Genomic DNA, 21,534 nt, shown 5'->3' on the forward strand with positions numbered 1-21,534 from the left:
GCGTAATCGAGCACGTGCAGTCACTGCGTCCGAACGCTCGCTCAGCACGGCGGCGCGTTACGAAAATATATTACAGACGTACGAGCGTAATTTGTTGATTCGCAGTAATAATCCAGCGGGGAGAGCGGCTGTAACTATCGCGGGTATATAATGTTCGACAGTCCCGAACGGCCGGAGAGCGGTCGGCGGCGGCGAGCGACCCGGGTCGGTCCCGCCCGAGTCACGCGAGCGCGAGTTCCAGTTCGAACTCGCTGACGATGTCTTTGACCGTGTGCGCGAGCTCGGCTTTCCTGTCCTCGCCGGTCACCGAGTGGGCCGGCCCCGTGACGCTGAACCCGCCGATAACGTCGCCCGAGCGGCGCGTCGCGGCGACGCCGATAGCGTAGAGTTCGTTGAAGTTCTCGGCGCGGTTGACGGCGTAGCCCTGGTCGCGGACGCGCTCTAACTCCTCGAACAGCGCCTCGCGGTCGGTGGTGGTGTTTTCCGTCTCCTGCGGGAGGCCCCACCGGTCGACTATCTGTTCGATGCGCGGCTCCGGGAGTTCCGCGAGAATCGCCTTTCCGACGGCGGTGTTGTGCAGGAACAGTCGGTTGCCGAGTTGCTCGTGGGACCACCCCATCTTACTCCCCGACGCGGTGTGCAGGAAGACGGCCTTTCCTCCCATCTCGACGGTGAAAATCGACCGGAGGCGGGTCTCTTCGAACAGTCGCTCCGTGAACTGCCGCGCGAGGACGAACGCCGGCTCCCGCGTCCGGACTTGGTTCCCCAGTCGGAGCAGTTCCGGGCCGATGAAGTAGAAATCGCCCTCCTTGATGACGAACTGCTCCTGCTTGAGCGTCGCGAGGTGGCCGTGAATCGTGCTCTTGGGCTTGTCCATCCGCTCGGCGATTTCGGAGACTCGCGCGCCGTCTATCGCTTCGAGTTGCTTCAGAATCTCTATCGAGGTGGCGGTCGTCCGGAGCGTCTTGGGCGAGTCATCCGTTGGCATGGCTCAATATTTTCGGCCATACATTTAAAGTTCAGGATAGCCGAACGACTGGTCGACCCCGCGGCGCAGGGTGGCCCGGCGGGCGCGACGGCGTCGAGCGCGTTCACCCCTCGACTTCGACCCAGCCGCCGCGCTCGCCGGACTCGTAGGCCGCATCGAGGACGCGCAGCAGTTGCACGGCGTCGTCAACGGTCGCGGGCACGTCGCCGGTCTCGTAGCCCGCGAAGTAGTCCTCGAAGTAGTCCTGCACGAAGTCGCCCCACGCCGGGAACCGGTCGTAGGTGAACTCGAACTCGACGGTCCGCTTCGGCGCGGCGGTCCAGTCGGGGTGTTCCGAGGTGATGTCGAGGGGGACCGTCGGTTCGTGCTGCAGCGAGTCGTGGTGCAGCGGCGTCAGCGCCTGTCCCTCGGTGCCGTAGAGCCCGAGGTGCGTGTCCTTGCCGCGGTCGCTCAGGTAGTAGCCGGTGTGGTACGTCCCGAGCGTCCCGCTTTCGGTCTCGAACTGGAGGACGGCCCCCGCTTCCACGTCCGCCTCGACCGCGTCGTGGAACCGGGCGTTCACCCGCGCGATGGGGTCGTCGAGAATCCACGGCATCACGTCGACCCAGTGCGGGCCGATCCACTGGAGCGCGCCGCCGCGACTCGTCTCCCGGTCGTAGAGGTAGTGGTCGGTGTCCCGGTAGGAGAGCTGGCTGGCGTTGAAGCGGCCGTCGAGCGTCCACACGTCGCCGAAGAAGCCCTCCGAAACTCGGTCGCGGAGCGCCATCGCGACGGGGTTACGCCGGTAGTACATCGTCGGCGAGACGGTGACGCCGAGCTCGTTGGCCCGCTCGGCGATGTCTTCGAGGTCCGCGGCGGTCCGAGCGATGGGTTTCTCGCTGACGACGTGAACGCCGTTCTCGACGGCGCTCTCGATGATTGCCGGCGTCTCGTCGCTCCGGTAGGTTATCCACGCCACGTCGACGTCGGCGTCGGAGACGAGTTCGTGCGGGTCCTCGTAGACCGCCGCGCCGCCGACGAGGTCCGCCATGTCCTGTCCCTCGGTCGTGATTTCGTCGGGCCGGTCGTCCATCGCCGCGATGTTCTCCACGTCGACCCGCCGGCCGGGCTCGCAGACCGCGGTAATCGTCGCGTCCAACTCGCTCGCGACCGCGAAGTAGGGGTCCCGGTGGTGGTGGTCGATACCGATGTATCCGATATTCGTACCCATACACGTAGTTCACCGAAAATGATTTAAAAATGTGCGGATACAAGCAAGATAGTCGTCGGCGGACGATGCGGTGACAGACGGTGCGTCGGCCCCGTGCGGTTAGTGTGACGGCGTCTCGACCCGACGAGACCACGACCGGAGCCACGGGCGAGTCCCGCCGTTGGGGACGTTCAGCTCGTGGCTGTTGACCGGAAGGTCCGGGTAGCCGCCGACCTGTTCCTGACTGTCGACGAGGTAGCTCTCCCCGGCTTCGACGTTTTCGAGGATTCGCTCGTCGGTCGCCGTCCGGTCGGCCGGGCGCGCGCCGACGTTCGCGAGGTCGTGGTCGAGCGTCCGGGCCGACGACATCGCCGTCAGTCCGTCGGGCCACAGCGGCCGTTCATCGACGACAGTCACGTTCTCGTCGACCATCGGCACGTCGCCGTCGGTGAGGTTGTCTTCGAGGTACGCCACGGCGGTGTCCACGTCGTCCTCGGTGAAGACGTTCGCCTTGTCCGAGTTGGGTCGGAGGTAGGCGTTGCCGACGATGCTCGCCTCGGTGTCGGGGTCAAGCCAGGTGCCGTCTTCGAAGTCGTACATCACGTTGTTGACGACGACGCTCTCGGTTCCCTCCTTGAGTCTGGGATGGCGGTCGGTGTTGAACGCCCAGACGTTCCCCAGCATGGCGACGTTCTTCGCGTCGTTACCGATGAGCGACCCGTAGCCGTGTTCGCCCTTCGGGTGGACCGAGTCGTCGAGCGCCTCGGCGACGAGACAGTTCGAGACGGTCGTCTCCGCGGTCTCGTAGCCGACCGAGAGGCACTCGTCGACGCTCCACGAGGCGGAGACGTGGTCGATGACGTTGTTCGTCGTCTCGTCGGCCGTGTTGACCGTGTCGAGCGCCCAGTCCTCGGTCGCGTCCTCGATGCCCGCGTCGCCGAGTCGGACTCGAACGTGCTGGAGGACGCAGTCGCTCGCCCCGATATTCACCCGACCCTTGACTAACGTGACCCCCGGCGAGGGCGCGGTCTGGCCCGCGATGTAGCACTTGTCGTACGGAATCGGGAGGTCGCGCACGCCGAGGTCGATCGTTCCGCTGGTCTCGAAGACGACCAGTCGCTCGCCGTCGATGGTGACCGCCTTTTCGAGTTGGCGGCGGGTCGGCTCGGTTATCACGATGACCGGGGTGTCGTCGTCGAGCCACGGTGCGGCCTCGGCGAACCCGTCGCTCGGACCGAAGTGGGACGCGCTGTCCGGGCCGGCGTGGGCCGGAACCTTGCTGTTCGACGGGTTCGGCGTGTTGAACGTGGACACCGAGCCCCGAGCGGTGTCGCCGTCGGCCGTGTCCGCCACCGCGCGAACCTCGTAGTAGCGACGCCGCGTCAGGTCGTCGGCGTCGACGCTGAACGCGCCCGACGAAGTGAGTTCCGTCGAATCCGTGGTCTTCCACGACTCGGTGGGTACCTCCCGGTACTCGAAGTAACACTCTGCGGAGTCGGCACCGCCGAGGTCGCCGAGGTCGCCGGTGAGCGTGGCGGACCCGGGGCCGACGTCGGTCACGTCGCCGGTCGAGACGAGCGGGACGCCCGTCGTGTTCTCCACGCTCCCCGCGACTTCGACGTCGCCGATATCGCGGTTCCGGTCGGGGTCGACCCCCGAGAGGCTCTGGAACGTCGCCGTCGCGAGCGTCCCCGAGAGGTGGCTGGTGACCGCCAGTCCGACGTAGACGCTGTCGCCCAGCGAGATGTCGGCGGCGTCGAGCGTGTTAATCGACGTCCACGTCTCGCCGTCCGTGGAGTGGTAGGTCTCTATCGCGTCTCCGCTTCGCTTGAGGCGGAGCCAGTCGGCCGGTGTGCCGCCGACGCTGTCCGTCTCAGCGCCGTCTTCGGGTCGATACTGCATCGACGCCTCTCCGTTGGGCCGGCGACGGACCATGACGTTCTTCGAGTCGGGGTCGAGCGACTCGCGGACCATCGGCCCCGCCTTCGTCCAGCTTTCGACGTTGTCGATGCCGGTGTTCTGGACGGCGACGTCGAAATCGCCGCTCAGTTCCGTGTAGTAGTAGTGGAACGCGTCGGCGGTGCCCCAGATGTCGTCGCCGCCGCCCCGCATCGAAATCACGGTCGCGGCCGCGGCGCTGCCACCGAAGAGGCCAGTCGTCGCCGCACCGATACTTCCTGCTCCGAGCACGCGGAGGAACGTCCGTCTGTCGGGTTTCATGAGTGCATCACTCGAACAGACAACATATTCAACGATTGTTATAATTTATGGCAGCCTGAATCTGAGGTCGGCACAGCATATAAAGTTCGAGAGTGTCGAACGAATGACGCCGACGCCGGTTCGAAATGACGAGATGAGATATAATCTATTACACCCATATGTTTGTAACACATCTTCGATTCCTTATAAAGTTCGAGATGTTCGAATAGAGGCGCTCAATCACACGCGTCCTCGGTTACGCGCTGTCGGACATCGTCGTAATCGACGGCTCGCGGGTGCAGGCGACGGTCAGGCGCGCGAATCGTTCCGGCGGAAACCGAAACCATGCAAAAAGTTATTACACTCCGACCAGCAGATTGGTGCAACGAGTCAGCACATGCAAGAGCTAGGTATCATCATGAACGGCGTGACCGGCCGGATGGGAACGAACCAGCATCTCATCCGCTCCATCGTCGCGCTGCGCGAGGAGGGCGGCGTGGAACTTCCCAGCGGGGAACGAGTAATGCCCGACCCGCTTCTCGTCGGCCGTAACGAACGCAAACTCCGCGAACTGAGCGAGGAACACGGTATCGACCGCTGGACCGTCGACCCCGACCTCGAGACGTGTCTCGACGGCGACGACGAGGTGTACTTCGACTCGCAGATAACCCCCCGCCGCCCGGACAGCGTCATGAAGGCTATCGACGCCGGGAAGCACGTCTACTGCGAGAAACCGCTCGCGAGCGACCTCAGCGCCGCGCTCGACGTGGCCGGGATGGCCGAAGAGAGCGACGTGAAACACGGTATCGTCCAGGACAAACTCTGGTTGCCCGGGCTGTTGAAGCTCCAGCGGCTCATCGAACAGGACTTCTTCGGCGACATCCTCTCGGTGCGCGTCGAGTTCGGCTACTGGGTGTTCACCGGTCACGGCCAGGAGGCGCAGCGCCCCTCGTGGAACTACCGCGCCGAAGACGGCGGCGGCATCGTCGACGACATGTTCTCCCATTGGAGCTACGTGCTGGAGAACCTCTTCGGCGAGGTGGAGTCCGTCCGCTGTCTCCAGAAGACCCACATCGACGAGCGAATCGACGAGGACGGCGAGTCCTACGAGGCGACCGCGGACGACGCCGCTTACGCCATCATGGAGCTGGAAGACGACATCGTCGCCCAACTCAACTCCTCGTGGACCGTCCGCGTCAACCGCGACGACCTCCTCGAGATTCAGGTCGACGGGACCGAGGGAAGCGCGGTCGCCGGCCTGCGCGACTGCAAGACGCAGGGGCACGCGAACACGCCGAAACCGGAGTGGAACCCCGACACGCCGAAGGAACACGACTTCTACGAGGACTGGACGGGCGTCCCGAACAATCAGGTGTTCGAGAACGCGTTCAAGCTCCAGTGGGAGAAGTTCATCCGGCACGTCGTCGCCGACGAACCGTTCCCGTGGGACTTCACCGCCGGGGCTCGGGGCGTCCAGCTCACAGAGGCGAGCTATCGGTCCTCAGAGGAGGGCCGCCGCGTCGTCCTCGACGACCTCAGCGTGTAGAGAGGCCCCCCGACGAACAGTTTTATGTCGAACTCGGCCGTCGAGTTCCGCATGCACACAGATGGCGACGAGAACCCCGTAGACTGGCTCTCAGTCCCGGAAGACGTTATCCTCGAAGCGTGCGGTAACCCCTCGCTCCCCGAGTTAGGTATCATCGAACAAGTCTGGGAGACGAATCCCATTCCGGCGGCCGACGTGCCGGAGGCGGCCGCGAAGGCCGTCGCCGCGCTGTCGTTCGCGGACGTTCCCGAGGGCGGCGAGGTCGCGCTCGGCGTCGGGAGCCGCGGTATCGCGAACATACCCGACATCGTCGCGGGCGTCGTCGACGCCGTCTCCGAGGCGGGCTACGAGCCGTTCGTCTTCCCCGCGATGGGGAGCCACGGCGGCGCGACCGGCGAGGGACAGCGGGAGATGCTGAACGAACTCGGCATCACCGAGGAGCGAATCGGCTGCGAGATTCGGTCCAGCATGGAGGTCGTGGAGGTCGGGCGCACGCCGGACCGCGACGTGCCCGTGGTCGCCGACGCCAACGCCGCGGGCGCGGACGCCATCGTCCCCATCAACCGCGTCAAGCCACACACGGACTTCGACGGCGAGGTCGAAAGCGGGCTGTCGAAGATGCTCGTCATCGGCATGGGCAAACAGCGCGGCGCGCAAATCGCCCACAAGTGGGCCGTCGACTGGTCGTTCCGGCGGATGATTCCCGAGATAACCGAGCAACTGCTGGACTCGCTTCCCATCGTGGGCGGCGTCGCCGTCGTGGAAGACCAGCACGACGACACCACGCTCATCGAGGGCGTCCCCCCGTCGGGCTTCCTCGACCGCGAGCGCGAACTGCTCGAAACCGCGTACGAACTGATGCCGAAGCTCCCGTTCGAGGAGCTCGATTTGGTCGTCTTCGACCGGCAGGGCAAGGAGATTAGCGGGCAGGGGATGGACACGAACGTCATCGGCCGCCGGCCGTTTTCCATCAACGAGCCCGCGCCCGAGAAGCCGAACATCAAGCGCATCTACACCCACGGGCTGACCGAGAAGACCCACGGCAACGCGATGGGCGTCGGGTCGGCCGACGTGATTCACGAGGACATCGTCGCGGAGTTGGACGCGCAGACAACGCTCATCAACGCGCTCACCGCGAGCACCATCCGCGGCGTGAAGCTCCCGCCCGTCGTCGAGACCGACCGCGCGGGCGTGGTCGCCGCGCTGTCGACAATCGGCGTCGTCGACCCCGACACGGTCCGCGTCGTCCGCGCGGCCGACACCATGCATCTCCACCGGCTGTACGCCTCGCCGGCGCTCGTCGAGGAAGCCCGCGAGCGAGACGACCTGCGCGTGGTCGAGGAACCCTCGCCGATAGCGTTCGAGGCCGGTCAGTTCGCCGCGCCGTCGCTCCGGGACTGAAGAACGCGAGCGCGTCTTTTTCGGAAAAACGAGTGCGTCGGGCGTCGCCTACTGCTCGACCGTCTCTGGCTGCACCGAGACGACGGCCTCGTCCATGTCGCCGTAGTTGCCGGCGAGGAGTACCGAGGGCTCGTCGGCCTCGCCGTCGCGGACGCGGGCGAACGGCTCGCCGTCGTCGGGGGCGACGCAGCCGCCGATTCGGAGGTTCTCGACGCCGGCTGCCTCGACGGCAGGTCCCTCGTCGGACTCGGCTTCGAAGCCGTCGAGGACGACGGTCGAACTCGCTTCCGCGGTCAGTGGGGTCCCGCTCCCGTCGGGGACCGTCACGCGAACGTCTCGGAACGAGACGCTGCCGAGCGACTTACAGAAGACGCCGTGTCGCTGGTCGTACCCTTTCGCCATCGCCGGCGAGAGGTCCGAGGCGTCGAACGGGCGGGTCGCGTCGATGTCCACGTCGGTAAAGGAGATGCCCTCGAAGCGCTGTTCGGGGAGGCCGGCGAGGAACGCCGCCGACTCGACCTCCTCGGCGGTGATGTGGTGGAAGTCGACGTTTCGGACGTTCGGCGTCGCCTCGGTGACGGGCTCGGGGTCGCTGTCGATGTCCGTCTGGTAGTAGCCGTTGATGACGAACGGGCAGGCGACGCGGCGCATGACGATGGTGTCGAACCGGAGGTCCTCGACCGTCCCGCCGCGGCCGCGCTTGGACTTGATGCGGATGCCGCGGTCGGTGTCGGTGAAGGTGCAGTTCGTGACGGTGACGTGCCGCACGTCGCCGGCCGTCTCGCTCCCGATGACGACGCCGCCGTGGCCGTGTTCGACCGTGCAGTTGGTCACGACGACGTTCTCGGTCGGGCGTCCGACCTCGCGGCCCTGCTCGTCCTTGCCGGACTTCAGGCAGATGGCGTCGTCGCCGGCGTCGATGTGGGTGTCGCTGACCCTGACAAAGCGCGAGGAGTCGATGTCGATGCCGTCACCGTTCGGGGCGTCCGGCGGGTTCTGAATCGACACGTCGTGAATCGTTACGTCGTCGGAGTAGACGACGTGCGTGTTCCAAAACGGGGAGTTCCGGAGCGTCACGCCGGAGACGGTCACGTTCTCACAGCCGTCTATCTGGAGCAGCGGCGGACGCACCGTGAACGTGCTCACCTCGTCCTGTTGGTTGCCGCGTCGAATCTCCTCGAGTCGCTCGGCGAGCTCGGCCGGGTACTGCTCGGGCGGTAACGACACGAACTCCCACCAGTACGAACCGCCGCCGTCGATGACGCCCTCGCCGGTGATGGTGACGTTCGAGGCGTCGGCCACGTGGAGACACGGGTGGAAGCCGTCTTGGTCCCACCCTTCCCAGCGGCTCTCGACCGTCGGGAACTCGGTGAAGTCCTGGACGAACCGGAGTTCCGCCCCGTTTGCCAGTCTGAAGGTCGTGTCGTCGCCGACGCGGAGCGGGGCGCTTCGGTACGTCCCCGGCGGGAGATACACCTCGCCGCCCTCGCCGGCGCAGTCGTCGAGCGCCGCCTGAATCGCCGCCGTGTCGAGCGAATCGTCGTCGTCGATACCGTAGTCGCGAACGTTCCGCTGTTCGAGAGTCACGCCTGAAGCATCCGCGAGCGCGTTGATAAACGTTGTGCCGGGGTACCACGAGGCACCGGTATCGGCGACGCGAGGCGAGAGACGGAAGCGGGGTCGGGGACAGCGCGCCGGCTCAGAGTCGGTCGCGCAGGAAGGGCCACGCGCCCGCCTCGAAGAAGCGGTGGCCGCCGTCGCCGACGAAGAGACTGCACTTCCCCTCAGCATCCGCGGCGCAGTACCGACCCTGGATGCGGTCGAACGCCCGTCTCGTTCCGGCTATCGGGAAGATGGGGTCGGATTCGCCCGCGACGATGCGGAGCGACCGCGGGGCGACGAGGCCGGCGATGTCCCACGCCTCGCCGAGTCGTCGGAGGCCGGGGACGTAGTTGCACAGACAGTGGTCGATGGGGACGATGGAGTCCTCGAACGGACAGACCGACGCGCAGGCGACGACGTGCCCGATTCGGTCGTCGAGCGCGCCCGCGAGCAGCGCGACGGTCCCGCCGCCGGAGTGGCCGCAGACGGCCAGTCGGCCGGCGTCAAGCGCGGAGTGTCCCTCGACGAAGTCGACCAGACGGCGCACGTCCCACACGCGCTCGCCGACGAGCGACCGGCCGAGGAGTTGGGCGCGCTTCTGCCAGCGCGTACACGCGCTGACGGCGTCGGGCGAATCCGAGTCGTCGGATGTGTCGGGTGATAACTCGCCGAAGGCGCGCATGTCGGGAGCGACGACGGCGAAGCCCCGCCGGACCGCCTGTCGGGCCATGTCTCGTCGGTCGTCGGCGATGTGACGGCCGGCCGCCTCGCCCTCGGCGACGCCGGCGGCGAGGTCTTTACCGTGTTCGGTGTGGCCGTGAAGCGCGACGACGACGGGGTACGGCGGGTCCACCGAGTCGGGGAGAAGCAGGTAGAACGGGACGCGGAACCCCCGTTCGGTGCGGACGCTCCACGTCTGTCGCTCGTAACTCCGGTGTCGAACCGTCGCTTCCGGACGCTCCCGTCGCCGCGGGTCGATGTCCTCGACGGCGCTGTCGCGCATCGCCGGAAATCCGAGCACGTCGCGCAGTTCGGCGCGGAACGACTCCTGCCACGCCTCGAATTCCTGTCCTGTCTCGCCCGCGTACGCGGCCGAGCTGTCGGGCGCTCGGAGGACGCCGTCGAACCAGTCGTCGTAGTCGAAGCCAGTCATTCGGTGTCGTTCCGACGAACGCGACGGGTTCACAAGTGCGTGTCGACGTCGCGGACCGGCAGATTGTTCCCCGTAGGCGAACATGGCCGGATGCGAGGAAAACCGGGCGTAAAACCCATGACTCGCCGATTTTCGGTCGTTTTCGATGGAGCGCGGACCGACCTGAAACCGGGGAATTGAGCATTACGGTTGTAGCGTCGTCACGGCGCGTACCGAACCGAATCGAGCCCAATTTCACCTAGTAGAGGCCTCAAAAACCACGATTCTGATGTTCGCGGCGGTGACTGGGACGCCACTCAGCGAGGACGCCCAACCGAATTCGGATATCGAGTTCCCCATACGCGAACAAAAACTAACATCTCGGTTACAAATTAGGCACAGAAATCGGGAGACTGCGGCGAGGTAGCGATGAAAGTGATACTATGATATGAAGAACAGCGGTGAGCCGAGTCGGGGGAGACGACGGGAGAAAACAGAGAGCCGAGAGCGTTCAGTCGAGGGCGTCACTCAGGTAGCCGCACCGCCAGAAGACGACGCCGACAGTCGCGAGGAGCACGCCGGCGAGGGCGAAGTCCATCATGAGGACGACGTACGACGCGGTCCCGCGCTCGATGCCCGTCATCGCGAGAAGGCCGAGGACGACGATGAGCAGCGTAAACGAGAGCACGCTCGTCCACAGCATCTTCTTTCGGCAGATCCAACATTTGAAGTACGACCGTTCTGAGGTTCCCATTACCGGCGATTTCGCAAAACGGGATAATAGTCCTTTGGGGGACCGCCCCGCGCGTCGCGAGAGCCACGGGCGCGACCGCGTAATCAAATAGTGTCATTGGATAATTACCATTATCGATGGGTATATATGGGATAGTCATAATGGGTACTGTGTGATGGATTCGCAAAGCAGCGCTGAGTCCGACAAGTGGATCAGCGACGACGAGTGGGAAGACGTATCGCCACAGACGCGCCGTCGTCTGCTTCGAAACGCGTTCGGTGCCACGGCCGGCGCCGCCGCGCTAGCCGGTTGTAGTAGTGGTGGTAACGAAGACACGCCGACTCCCCTCGAAAACGAGGGTGGTGGCGGCGGGAGCACGACGACCGAGGGCGATTCGAACGGTCAGTCGTCGGGTCGAACGCTCGACCACATCATCTCGCTCGCGCCGACGAACGCCCGGTTCAATCCGTACGGCAACGCCGCGAACTTCTCGTTCCGGTGGTACTGGGCGATGTTCGACCAACTGGCCGTCCACGACAAGGTGTCGAACAAGACGAAAGGGATGGTCATCGAGGACTGGGAGTACGCCGACAGCGGACAGGTCGCGTGGAACGTCCGCGACTCCTACACGTGGCACAACGGCGACGACCTGACCGCGGAGGACGTGGCGACCCAGCTCAAAATCGGCAAGCTGATGCAGACCGTCCACAAGGGCTACGGCGCGCAACCGCTGTACGAGAACGTGGAGACGACCGGGAAGTACGAACTCACGTTCGACCTGGTCGAGCCCGACATCAGCCGAGAGATATTCGAGTTCGGTCACATGAAGCGCCGCGCGTGGCTCTGGGCGCACCGAGACATCTGGGGGAAGTACGCCGAGATGTTCGACGACGCCACCACCGAGTCGGAGCGGACCTCCGCCCAACAGGAGCTGATGCAGGCGGTCCAACAGAACGTCTGGGACAACGCGAACGTCCCGGGGAACTCCGTCTGGGAGTTCGTCAGCGGAGAGGAGAACGTCGCGCACTTCGAACCCTACGACGACTACGTCAGTCCCTTCAGCGACGCCGAGTGGTCGAACGGCGAGATTACGGGCGACATGATAGACTACAGCCTCGACTGGCACCGCTACCCGAACCAGCAACAGCGGACCAAGGCGATGCAGGAGGGCGTCATCGACGTGAGCTACCCGCCGGAGTCGCAGTCCGCTCGTGACCGACTCAAGGAGAACGGGTGGGGGCCGGCCGACAGCCTCTCCGAGGACCAGATTACGCCGCAGATGCGCAGCGGGGCGATGGGCGTCCTGCTCAACTGTCAGAGCGACATCACCGGCGACCCGCGCGTCCGGAAGGCGATTCACCACATCGTCCCCCGGAAGCCGCTCGTCGAGTGGGTTCCGGACTACGGCACCTACTGGGTCGAAGACCGCATTCCGTCCGGCATCGGGCAGGACAAGGAAGTGCCGTGGTTCGGCGGGAACTCGAACTGGCCGAGCGGCGACCTCGCGAAGCTCGAGCGGTACGCCCACACGGAAGACGACGTGGACGAACAGCGGGCGACCGAACTCCTCGAGGCCGCCGGCTTCTCGAAGTCGGGCAACCGCTGGAAGGACCCGAACGGGGAGAACGTCACCCTTCGGTTCTACACGGCGACGTCCGACGAGGAGCCGATGGCCCTGCGGTTCGCACAGATCGCGAAGTCCTACCTGGACAGTTTCGGTCTGCAGACGGAAGTGACCGCACAGGAGGCGACTATCCGCGCCGGCAAGACCATGGAATCCGGCGACTGGGAGCTGCTGTTCGACAACTGGGGCGGCGCGAAGTCCGGCCCGCCGTTCCTCGGCTTCTCGAACTCCTTCAGAGTCCAGGAGTCGCTGTCCGGACAGCCGCTTCCGAGCAACGACAGCTGGGCGATGGACCGCGTCGTCGAGGTGCCGTACCCCATCGGCGACCCGGCCGGCGACCTCCAGGAAGTCGACGTCATCGACAAGCTCAACGAGCTTCGGACGCAGATGTCGGACGAAGAGCGCAGACAGAAGGTCGCGGAAGTCTCGTGGATATTCAACCAGTCGCTCCCGATGATGCTCATCAACGAGGAGGGCGGCACGGGCGGCTACTGGCTGAATCACGACAACTGGGCGACGAAGCCGCCGAACAACAACCTGAACCCGGCGTACCGCTACGAGATCGTCGAGATCGGGCAGTACTCCTACTGCCAGTACATGGCCAAGATGGGAACGGAATACTTCCACCCGGCGGAGGGAGGGGAGTAACCGCGTCGGGCGCCGCCACCTGAACGAGAAACCGTCGTCTCACCAAATCAGCCAGAACGTATCAGCCATACGGTGAACTCCCCGTCCGGAGGCGCAACGCGCCGCCTCCGGACGCGACGACGGCGAGGTCGGTTCGGACGAGTGCGGACGAAAGTAGCCCTATTCATAATGATTAAGTACCCACATGAGAGGTAAGAACTAGCAAGGATGGTCGAGAAAAATTACTACGTGCGCCGGATAGCGCAGGCCCTGATAACGGTCTGGGCGGCGATCACGTTCTCGTTCGTGACGGTTCGGCTCATACCGGGCGGACCGATGGACTACATCGCCGCGCAGATCAGACAGCGGTCCGGAGGGGCGGTTTCGTCGACCCGCCTCAACCAGATGGTCGAGATGTACTCGAACGTCAACCCGGACAAGCCGATGCTGCAGGCGTACGTCGAGTACATCGTATCGGTCGCGCAACTGGACTTCGGACGGTCGATCTTCTACGCGGACCCGGTCTGGAGCGTGCTCGGACCGGCGATCCCGTGGACGATGTTCGTCTCGCTTTTCGCCCTCGTCATCGGCACCATCATGGTGTTTCTCATCGGCGGCTTCCTCGCCGTCCACGAGGGCGACACCTGGGACGTGGTCGGGAGTTACTTCGTCATCTTCTCCGACGCCGTCCCGTACTACATCGTCGGGCTCGTACTGCTATTCACGCTCGGATTCGGTACCGAGTTCTTCCCCAACGGGGGGCGGTACGACAACGCGCTCACGCCCGGGTTCAACATCGAGTTCATGGCCAGCGTGCTGCGGCACGCGGCGCTGCCTATCATGTCGTTCGCGCTGACCTCGTGGGGCGGCCTCGAGTTCCGCGCGCACTGTACCCGCATCATCGGTGAGGACTACGTCGACGTGGCGGAGCTCAGGGGACTGCCCGACAGCCGGATTCAACTTCGGTACATCGGGTGGAACTCGATGCTGCCGATGTACACCGGCCTCATGGCCGGCCTCGCCAGCCTGTTCGGCGGGTCGGTCATCATGGAGCAGATATTCCGCTACCGCGGCATGGGCTTCTACTTCTACGAAGCCACGATGGCGCGGGACTACACGACGGTCATGGCGGCGGTCATCCTGTTTACCATCGTCACCGTCGTCGGCCTGCTCATCGCCGACTTCACCTACGGCTTCATCGACCCCCGCGCCGGGCACACCCAGCGCGAGTCCTACTCGCGGTCGTACCGCGAGACGCTCCAGCGGTTCGTCAACCGCCTGCGGGGCGGCGGCGCGGACGAGACGGAAACCATCGACGACCGCATCGAAGGGAACCGCATCTCGGCCAGCGGCGCGATGAGCTTCGACGTCGATAGCTCCGACTTCTCGCGCGGAGAATACATCAGAGAGCGAATCGACCAGAGCCTCCTGACCCCGTTCCGCATCATCTGGACCTCCCCGCGGGCGCGGGTCGGCGCGATAATCCTCGGCATCTTCGGCTTCCTCGGGCTGTTCGGGCCGTACATCGTCCCCGAAGTCAGGCCGATGCAGGGGCCGATTCTCCTGCAACCGCTGGAGAACATGCGCTACCCGCTCGGCACCGACGACATCGGCCGCGACCTCCTCGCACAGCAGGTGCTCGCGACCCGCCCGATGCTCATCATGATGCTGTCGGGCGCGGCGGTGACGCTCGGCCTGGCCATCCTTCTCGGAGTCACGGCCGGCTACCTCGGCGGCGTCATCGACAAGGTGCTCATGACGGTGACGGACGTGATGATGAACATCCCCGGCCTGGCGCTCGTCATCGTCCTCGCCGTGATTCTCGAACCGAAGAGCCCGGTGTTCGTCGGGTTCGTGCTGGCCATCGACAACTGGCCACGGTTGGCCCGACAGCTCCGCTCGCAGGTGCTCACTATCCGCAGTGAGTCCCACGTCGAGGCCTCGCGCGTGCTCGGACTGCCAACGTCGAGCATCCTCTCGAAGAACGTCATGTCCCGGCTCATGCCGATGCTGACGATGGGGACCGTCGGCTCCATGCGGAACATCCTGATGGAGTCCGTCGGCCTGTACTTCATCGGCGTGCTGCCGTTCACGACGAGCAACTGGGGCGTCGTCCTCAACATCGCCCGCAACGGCGGCGCGCTGTCCGGCATGGACCGCTTCCACTGGCTGCTCGCGCCGATACTGTTCATCGTCACGATGACGTACGGCCTCCAGCTGTTCGCGCAGGGGACGGACCGACTGTTCAACCCCCGCCTCCGCGCGCGGCACGCGGCCACCGTCTCGACCGACGACATGGAAGGCGGTCGCGGCGGCTCGGAAGGCGGCGACGGTGCCGCACCGGCCGCGGACTGACCGACCGGACCAGCCGGTCCGTTTCGCGTCGCTGTTTTTTTCGATTATCTCGACCCGAGAGCGGTCGTGCCACGCTGTCTCAGGGAAAAGGTTAACACACGCGCTATCGACCTACGAAACGGACTTCAACCATGAAAGTGGAGAAAGAAGGAAATACGACGCGGTACCTGCTCGGCCTCGTGATACTCGTAATCCTGCTCGTCGGGGTGTACTACGGATTCACCATGATGTGATCAGAACAGCCGGTACGCCCAGAGCAGTACCCGGAACGCGACGGCAACGAACACCAGCAATCCACCGATTATTCCGAACATTCCCGCCCAGACGCCGGTCTGAAGTGCGGCACCGAAGAGAATCAACAGCGCGCCGAGGAAGACCACCGTCGAGGTGATACCGCCGATTTTGGAGCGAACTGTCCACAGCACGTTCTGTCGCGTTTGCGCTTGCGCCATGTCAGCACGGACATCGCGGACGAACTTATAGTTTGCCGGTATCGGCAGCCGAACCCGGCGAAGACTCCGATATCGGCGCTCCTCGACTGCGGCGGCGGAAAGTATTAAGTAGTATTGAACGTGATAGATTCCTACTACGGTCACATGTTGACGATAGGCACGCGTGACGGGTGGGGTCGCTCGCCCGCCGTACGAACCGACGAGAGGGACTGACCATGGCGACACAACACACCAAACAGAAGATGCCAGACGAACCGACGGCCGAGCACAACGTGCTAGAGATAACGAACGCGAGCGTCGCGTTCGCGATGGAACGCGGGGACGCCCGAGTCCTCGACGACGTGTCGATAAACGTCCGGCGGGGAGAAGTCCTCGGCGTCGTCGGCGAGTCGGGCTCCGGCAAGTCGATGCTGGCGGACTCCATGCTCGACGCCATCGACTCGCCGGGGACGCTCACCGGCGACGTGGTGTTCAACCCGCCGGAGGGCGGCGAGCCCATCAAGGTCAACGACCTGAGCAAGGAGGAGCTTCGCCGGTTCCGCTGGGAGCGCGTCTCCATGGTGGTCCAAGGGGCGCTCGACTCGTTCAATCCGACGCTCAGCATCGGCGACCACTTCGTCGAGACGCTCCGCGCGCACGACTACGACATCCAAGAGGGGATGGAGCGCGCCCGACAGCTCATCTCCGACGTGCACCTCGAACCCGACCGCGTCCTCGACGCGTACCCCCACGAGCTGTCCGGCGGGATGAAACAGCGCGCGCTCATCGCGCTGAGCCTCATCCTCGACCCCGACGTGCTCGTGATGGACGAGCCGACCGCCGCGCTCGACCTCCTGATGCAGCAGTCGATTCTGAAGCTCCTCTCGGAGCTGAAAACCGAGTACGACCTCACCATCGTCATCGTGACGCACGACCTGAGCCACGTCGCGCGCATCTCCGACCGCCTCGCGGTGATGTACGCCTTCGAACTGCTCGAACTCGGCCCGGTGCAGGACATCGTCATGGACCCCGCCCATCCCTACACGCGGGAGCTACTCAACTCGATACCCGACATCGACGCCGACCTCGACGAGATGGCGTCCATCGAGGGGACGAGTCCCGACCCGCTGAACGTCCCGAAGGGCTGTTCGTACCACACCCGATGCCCGCTCGCCGACGAGCAGTGCCGGGAGACGAACCCGGACCTCATCGAGGTGTCCGAGGACCACGGGGCCGCCTGCTTCTACACCGACGAAGCCCGCGAGACGATTCCCCTCAAGAAGGAGGTGTCGAAATGAGCGACGACCCCCTGCTCCGCGTCGACGACCTGAGCGTCCACTTCGGCGGCAACAATGGCATCCTCGACCGATTCCTCGGCGACGACAAGGGCGTCGTCCGCGCCGTCGACAACGTCTCGCTCGACATCGGCGAGAACGACGTGGTCGCGCTCGTCGGCGAGTCCGGTTGTGGCAAGACGACGCTCGGAAAGGCCATGATCGGCCTCCAGCGCCCCACCTCGGGGACGGTCCGCTTCCGCGGACAGGACATCTGGAAGTCCGACCTCGAACCCGGCGACATCCCGTACAAGGAGATTCGGAAGTCGCTCCAGATGGTCCACCAGGACGCCGGGAACTCGCTGGACCCCAACCGGACGATATTCAAGAACCTCAACCCGGCGCTCAAGAAGTGGCGGCCGGAGCTCAACCTCGTCGAGCGCCGGGAGCTCGTCCACCAGATGCTCGACACGGTCGGGCTCACGCCCGCGGACGACTACGCCTCTCGGTACCCCCACCAACTGAGCGGCGGGGAGGCCCAGCGGACCGTCATCGTCCGGTCGATGCTCCTCGAACCGGACCTCATCCTCGCCGACGAGGCCGTGAGCGCCCTCGACGTGTCGCTGCGGGTGAACCTGATGGACCTCCTCCTCGAACTGCAGGAGATGTTCAGCACCTCGTTCGTCTTCATCTCGCACAACATGGCGAACGCCCGGTACCTCGCCGGTCGCGCCGACGGCCGCATCGCCGTCATGTACCTCGGCCGTATCGTCGAAATCGGCCCGGCGGACGAGATTATCAAGAACCCCCAGCACCCGTACACCAAGAGCCTCCTGTGGGCGACCTCCGGCCTCTCGGAGATAAACGACCCCATCGAGACGCCGCCGGTCAGGAAAATCGACATCCCGGACCCGGAGAACCCGCCGAGCGGCTGTCGGTTCCACACCCGCTGTCCCGAGGCGCGGGAGTACTGCACGTCGAACACGCCGGACCTCTCCGGCATGAGCGGCCCGTCTGACCGCCACGAGGCGGCCTGCTTCGACGCGCACGACAGAATCGACTACCGGAACAGCGAGCCGCTCACCGACGACCTCGACATCGACGTCGCGGACGACGCGGAACAACCGGCCGACTGAAAGAAAAGCCTCGATTGAGACTGCTGTTCAGACGCCGTCGCCAACACCGAAACCGGTACCGGCACCGATGCCTGTTTTCGCTCCCGCACCGATTCCTGCGTTCACTCCCGAATTCACTCCGCGTCGCCCGCGGGTCCGACCTCAGTCGGGAAGCCGTCGGGAACCGACGGGGGACGCCCGCACTGCGCCGAGAGTTCGACGTACGCGCCCTCCTCGGCGGACTCGCGGATGCCGTCCATCGCTTCGAGGACGTGGAACCCGAGGTCGCCGCTGGTCCGGTGGTCCCAGTCGGAGTCGAGCGAGTACGCGAGGTCGACGAGGCCGAGGCCGCGCTGTTGGCCGGGGTGGTCGCGCTCGACGGAAATCTCTCGCCACTCGCCGTCGTCGTCGTCGCTGAGGTGGACGCGGGGCGTCCCGTCGAACCGATTGGGGTCGGTGACGCTCAGCGTCCCCTCGGTCCCGTAAATCTCGAACCCCGGTAGTTCGGACCCCCACACGTCGAAACTCGTCAGAAGCGTCCCCGTCGCGCCGTTCTCGAAGGTCACGACGGCCGTCTCGTGGGTCGGCACCGACACCGGAATCCGCTCGCCGCGGCGCGGCTCGCTCGTTATCTCGCGCTCTGCGAACGGCGTGTTCGCGGTCCCGGCGACCGACCGAATCGGGCCGAGGAGCGTCACGAGCGACGTGAGATAGTACGGCCCCATGTCGAAAAGCGGGCCGCCGCCCTCCGCGTAGAAGCCGTCGGGGTCCGGGTGCCAGTGCTCGTGGCCGTGGTTCGACCAGAACGCCGTCGCGCCGACGGGGTCGCCGATGCGGCCCTCGTCGATGAGGTCGCGGCAGGTCTGGATACCGGTGCCGAGAACGGTGTCGGGCGCGACGCCGACGGTCAGTCCGCGCTCGGCGGCGGTCTCCAGAATCGCCTCGCCCTCGGCCTTGGTCGCCGCGAGCGGCTTTTCTGTGTAGGCGTGCTTGCCCGCTCGGAGGGCGGCGGACACGAGGTCGCCGTGGGTTCCCGCCGGCGTGAGCACGACCGCAACGTCGATTTCGGGGTCTGCGAGCAGGTCCTCAGTCGGGAGGACGCGGGGGACGCCGTACTCGTCCGCCTTCGATTCCGCGCGGTCCGCATCGAGGTCGGCGCAGGCGACGATGTCGAGGGCGTCGAAGCGGTTCCCCGCCTCGAAGTACACGTCGCTGATGGCTCCACAACCGATGATACCGAGAGTCACACTCTCCATACCGGGGCGACGCGGGAGAAGTCCTAATAGTTGTTGACGGGGCGAGCGCGAGAGCGTCGTCAAGCAGTTGTCACAACTGGAAAAGATGGCGCACACGGCGGCTGGTCGAGTCTCGATTCGAGTCGGGGTGCGTCTACAGTCGTGTCAGCACGGCGGGTCAGGGAGGGCTCGCGCCCGACTCTTCGACGGCGAGCGCCCACTGGTCGACCCAGTCGCGCAGACCGCTGTCGGGGACCGAAAGCGAGCGCGTGCTTCCGCCGTGGTCGGGGTAGCCGCCGACTTCGCCCTCGTCGCCGGGGATGCCGGGGGCGTTCGCCGGGTCCGAGACGTCGGTGTCGAGGCTTCGGTTGCGAATGTTGTCGATGACGCGCTGCTCGTGGCTGATGCGGTCGGCCGGGCGAGCGCCCGCGTACGCGAGGTTGTGGCTCTCGACATCGGTGGCGGGCATCGCGGTGAGCCCGTTCGGCCACAGAGGCCGCGAACCGAGTTGCGTGGCCGAACAGAACGTCCGCCCGTTCAGGCCGGGGTCGGCGACGATGTTGTCTTCGATGTAGACGCTGCCGTCGCCCTTGACAATCGCGTCGGACCAGTCGAACCGTCCCAGGTACGCGTTGCCGACGACGCTGGACTGAGCGCCGGGAGACGCCCAGATGGCCTTGTCGAAGTAGTAGACGATGCTGTTGGCGATGACCGACTGGGTGTCGTCTTTCAGCCGCGGGTTGCGGTCGTTGTTCGCGGCGTAGACCGTGCCGAGGATGGCGACGTTCTGCGCGCCGTTACCGACGAGCGAGCCGTTGGAGTTCTCCTCGGGTTCGTCGAGCCCCTCGGCGACGAGGCAGTTCGCGAAGGTCGTGTCGCTCGTGTTGTAGCCGACAGAGAGGTTCTCGTCGCGGCCCCAGTAGGCGCTGCAGTGGTCGAAGATGACGTTCGAGGTGTCGTCGGCGTTGTTCATCGGGTCCGCGCCCTCGGCCGCGCCGCCGTCTTCCCCGCGGAAGATGCGGAGGTGCTGGACGACGCAGTCGTTCGCGTCGACCTGAATCATCCCGTTGATGAAGGTGATGCCCGGCGAGGGAGCCGTCTGGCCGGCCACCCAGCACTTGTCGTTCGTGATAGAGAGGTCGCCGCCGCCGAGGTCGACGACGCCGCTGGCCTCGAAGACGACGAGGCGCGGGCCGCTCGCCTCGAACGCCGCGCGGACGGCGCTCTCGGTCGCCTCTTGGACGCGGTGAACGGTCACGCTGTCGTCGAACCACGAGGCGTCAGCGAACCCGGCGTCCACGTCGAAGTAGGACCCGCCAGACGTGTCGTCGCCCGATCCGCCGTCGTCCGAGCCACCGTCGCCGGACCCGCCGCCGCCGTCGCTGGTCGAGACGCTACCGGCCACGTCCACGTCGCCCACGTCGCCGTTGCTCGACGGCGACAGGCCGGAGAGACTCTCGAACTCGGCCGTCGAGAGCGTGCCGGCGCTGTGGCTCGTCACCGCGAGGCCGACGTAGGCGTCCTCCGCGAAGTCGATTTCGCCGGGGGCGATGTCGGCGATGAGCGTCCAGTTGCTCCCGTCGGTCGACCCGTACGCGGAAATCGTGTCACCGCTTCGTGTGAGGCGGAGCCAGTCGGCGGTAATCGACCCGCCGCTCACCTCGCTCTCGCCGCTCCCGCCGTCGGACGTCGTGCTGACCGTGTCCGCGCCGGCGGCCGAGCGCCACTGGAGCGACGCCTCGCCGTTGGGTCGGCGGCGAACCATGGCGTTCTCGGCGTCGGCGTTCAGCGTCTGCCGGACCATGAGGCCCGCTTTGGCCCAGCTATCGGTGTTCTCCAAGGCGGTGTTGTGGACGACGACGTCGAAGTCGCCGCTCACTTCCTCGTAATAGTAGTGGAACCCGTCCGCGGCGTCCCAGATGTCTTCGCCCGCCCCCTCGACAGTGACGGTGGTCGCCGCCGCAGCGGTTCCGCTGAACGTCGCGACGGTACCGATACTACCTGCTCCGAGTGCACGCAAGAACGTGCGTCTGTTGGGAGTCATGTTATGACACCAACAAGACTCAGGGCCCGCCCCGTAATA

The 21,534-nt window shown here is 65.5% G+C and carries 15 protein-coding genes; 6 read left to right on the plus strand and 9 right to left on the minus strand.

Translation table 11 applies throughout. The features are described 5' to 3' along the window. Positions 1-220: 220 nt before the first annotated feature. The 3 genes from ABY42_RS15105 to ABY42_RS15115 form a co-directional block, all read right to left on the minus strand. Entirely contained in the window at positions 221-988 is a 768-nt protein-coding gene (locus ABY42_RS15105) for an IclR family transcriptional regulator (protein WP_004971565.1), read from the minus strand. 103 nt (positions 989-1,091) lie between these two features. Beyond that, positions 1,092-2,198, minus strand: coding sequence for a Gfo/Idh/MocA family protein (locus ABY42_RS15110; protein ID WP_004971564.1), 1,107 nt, complete (start codon positions 2,196-2,198; stop codon positions 1,092-1,094). 99 nt (positions 2,199-2,297) lie between these two features. Next, on the minus strand, positions 2,298-4,397 hold the full coding sequence (locus ABY42_RS15115; RefSeq protein WP_197092943.1) for a DUF1349 domain-containing protein: 2,100 nt from the start codon (positions 4,395-4,397) through the stop codon (positions 2,298-2,300). Positions 4,398-4,773: 376 nt separating this feature from the next. On the opposite strand from ABY42_RS15115, the gene ABY42_RS15120 reads away from it, so the two are divergent. Then, complete coding sequence (locus ABY42_RS15120) at positions 4,774-5,922, plus strand: Gfo/Idh/MocA family protein (protein ID WP_004971560.1); 1,149 nt, start codon at positions 4,774-4,776, stop codon at positions 5,920-5,922. Positions 5,923-5,946: 24 nt separating this feature from the next. Then, positions 5,947-7,323 (plus strand): DUF362 domain-containing protein, encoded by a 1,377-nt coding sequence (locus ABY42_RS15125; protein WP_004971559.1) that lies wholly within the window; start codon positions 5,947-5,949, stop codon positions 7,321-7,323. A gap of 48 nt (positions 7,324-7,371) precedes the next feature. Here ABY42_RS15125 and ABY42_RS15130 read toward each other — a convergent pair whose 3' ends face one another. The 3 genes from ABY42_RS15130 to ABY42_RS15140 all read right to left on the minus strand — a co-directional run bounded on the left by ABY42_RS15130 (position 7,372) and on the right by ABY42_RS15140 (position 10,811). Beyond that, entirely contained in the window at positions 7,372-8,910 is a 1,539-nt protein-coding gene (locus ABY42_RS15130) for a glycoside hydrolase family 28 protein (RefSeq protein WP_050459972.1), read from the minus strand. A 112-nt stretch (positions 8,911-9,022) separates the two neighbouring features. After that, positions 9,023-10,078, minus strand: coding sequence for an alpha/beta hydrolase family protein (locus ABY42_RS15135; RefSeq protein WP_050460213.1), 1,056 nt, complete (start codon positions 10,076-10,078; stop codon positions 9,023-9,025). A 490-nt stretch (positions 10,079-10,568) separates the two neighbouring features. Further along, positions 10,569-10,811, minus strand: coding sequence for a hypothetical protein (locus ABY42_RS15140; protein WP_229722663.1), 243 nt, complete (start codon positions 10,809-10,811; stop codon positions 10,569-10,571). Positions 10,812-10,965: 154 nt separating this feature from the next. Between ABY42_RS15140 and ABY42_RS15145 the strand changes: the two genes are divergently transcribed. Together ABY42_RS15145 and ABY42_RS15150 are read left to right on the plus strand one after the other, a co-directional pair. Further along, positions 10,966-13,062, plus strand: a complete 2,097-nt coding sequence (locus tag ABY42_RS15145; RefSeq protein ID WP_050459973.1) for an ABC transporter substrate-binding protein — start codon at positions 10,966-10,968, stop codon at positions 13,060-13,062. Between the two features lie 207 nt (positions 13,063-13,269). Further along, entirely contained in the window at positions 13,270-15,396 is a 2,127-nt protein-coding gene (locus tag ABY42_RS15150) for an ABC transporter permease subunit (protein WP_004971552.1), read from the plus strand. Between the two features lie 233 nt (positions 15,397-15,629). Here ABY42_RS15150 and ABY42_RS15155 read toward each other — a convergent pair whose 3' ends face one another. Next, positions 15,630-15,848, minus strand: a complete 219-nt coding sequence (locus tag ABY42_RS15155; RefSeq protein WP_004971551.1) for a hypothetical protein — start codon at positions 15,846-15,848, stop codon at positions 15,630-15,632. A gap of 215 nt (positions 15,849-16,063) precedes the next feature. On the opposite strand from ABY42_RS15155, the gene ABY42_RS15160 reads away from it, so the two are divergent. Together ABY42_RS15160 and ABY42_RS15165 are read left to right on the plus strand one after the other, a co-directional pair. Continuing rightward, the gene (locus ABY42_RS15160) at positions 16,064-17,125 is read left to right on the plus strand and encodes an ABC transporter ATP-binding protein (protein ID WP_050460214.1); all 1,062 of its coding nucleotides are present in this window, start codon (positions 16,064-16,066) and stop codon (positions 17,123-17,125) included. Next, entirely contained in the window at positions 17,122-18,237 is a 1,116-nt protein-coding gene (locus tag ABY42_RS15165) for an ABC transporter ATP-binding protein (protein ID WP_004971547.1), read from the plus strand. The genes ABY42_RS15160 and ABY42_RS15165 overlap by 4 nt, the downstream gene beginning before the upstream one ends. 113 nt (positions 18,238-18,350) lie before the next feature. Here ABY42_RS15165 and ABY42_RS15170 read toward each other — a convergent pair whose 3' ends face one another. Both ABY42_RS15170 and ABY42_RS15175 read right to left on the minus strand, forming a co-directional pair. Then, positions 18,351-19,472, minus strand: coding sequence for a Gfo/Idh/MocA family protein (locus tag ABY42_RS15170; RefSeq protein WP_050459975.1), 1,122 nt, complete (start codon positions 19,470-19,472; stop codon positions 18,351-18,353). A gap of 157 nt (positions 19,473-19,629) precedes the next feature. Next, positions 19,630-21,495 carry a DUF1349 domain-containing protein gene (locus ABY42_RS15175; protein WP_082220699.1) on the minus strand — a complete coding sequence of 622 codons (1,866 nt, stop codon included), beginning with the start codon at positions 21,493-21,495 and terminating at the stop codon, positions 19,630-19,632. Positions 21,496-21,534 lie beyond the last annotated feature (39 nt).

This window comes from Haloferax gibbonsii (genome assembly GCF_001190965.1).
Classification (GTDB): domain Archaea; phylum Halobacteriota; class Halobacteria; order Halobacteriales; family Haloferacaceae; genus Haloferax; species Haloferax gibbonsii.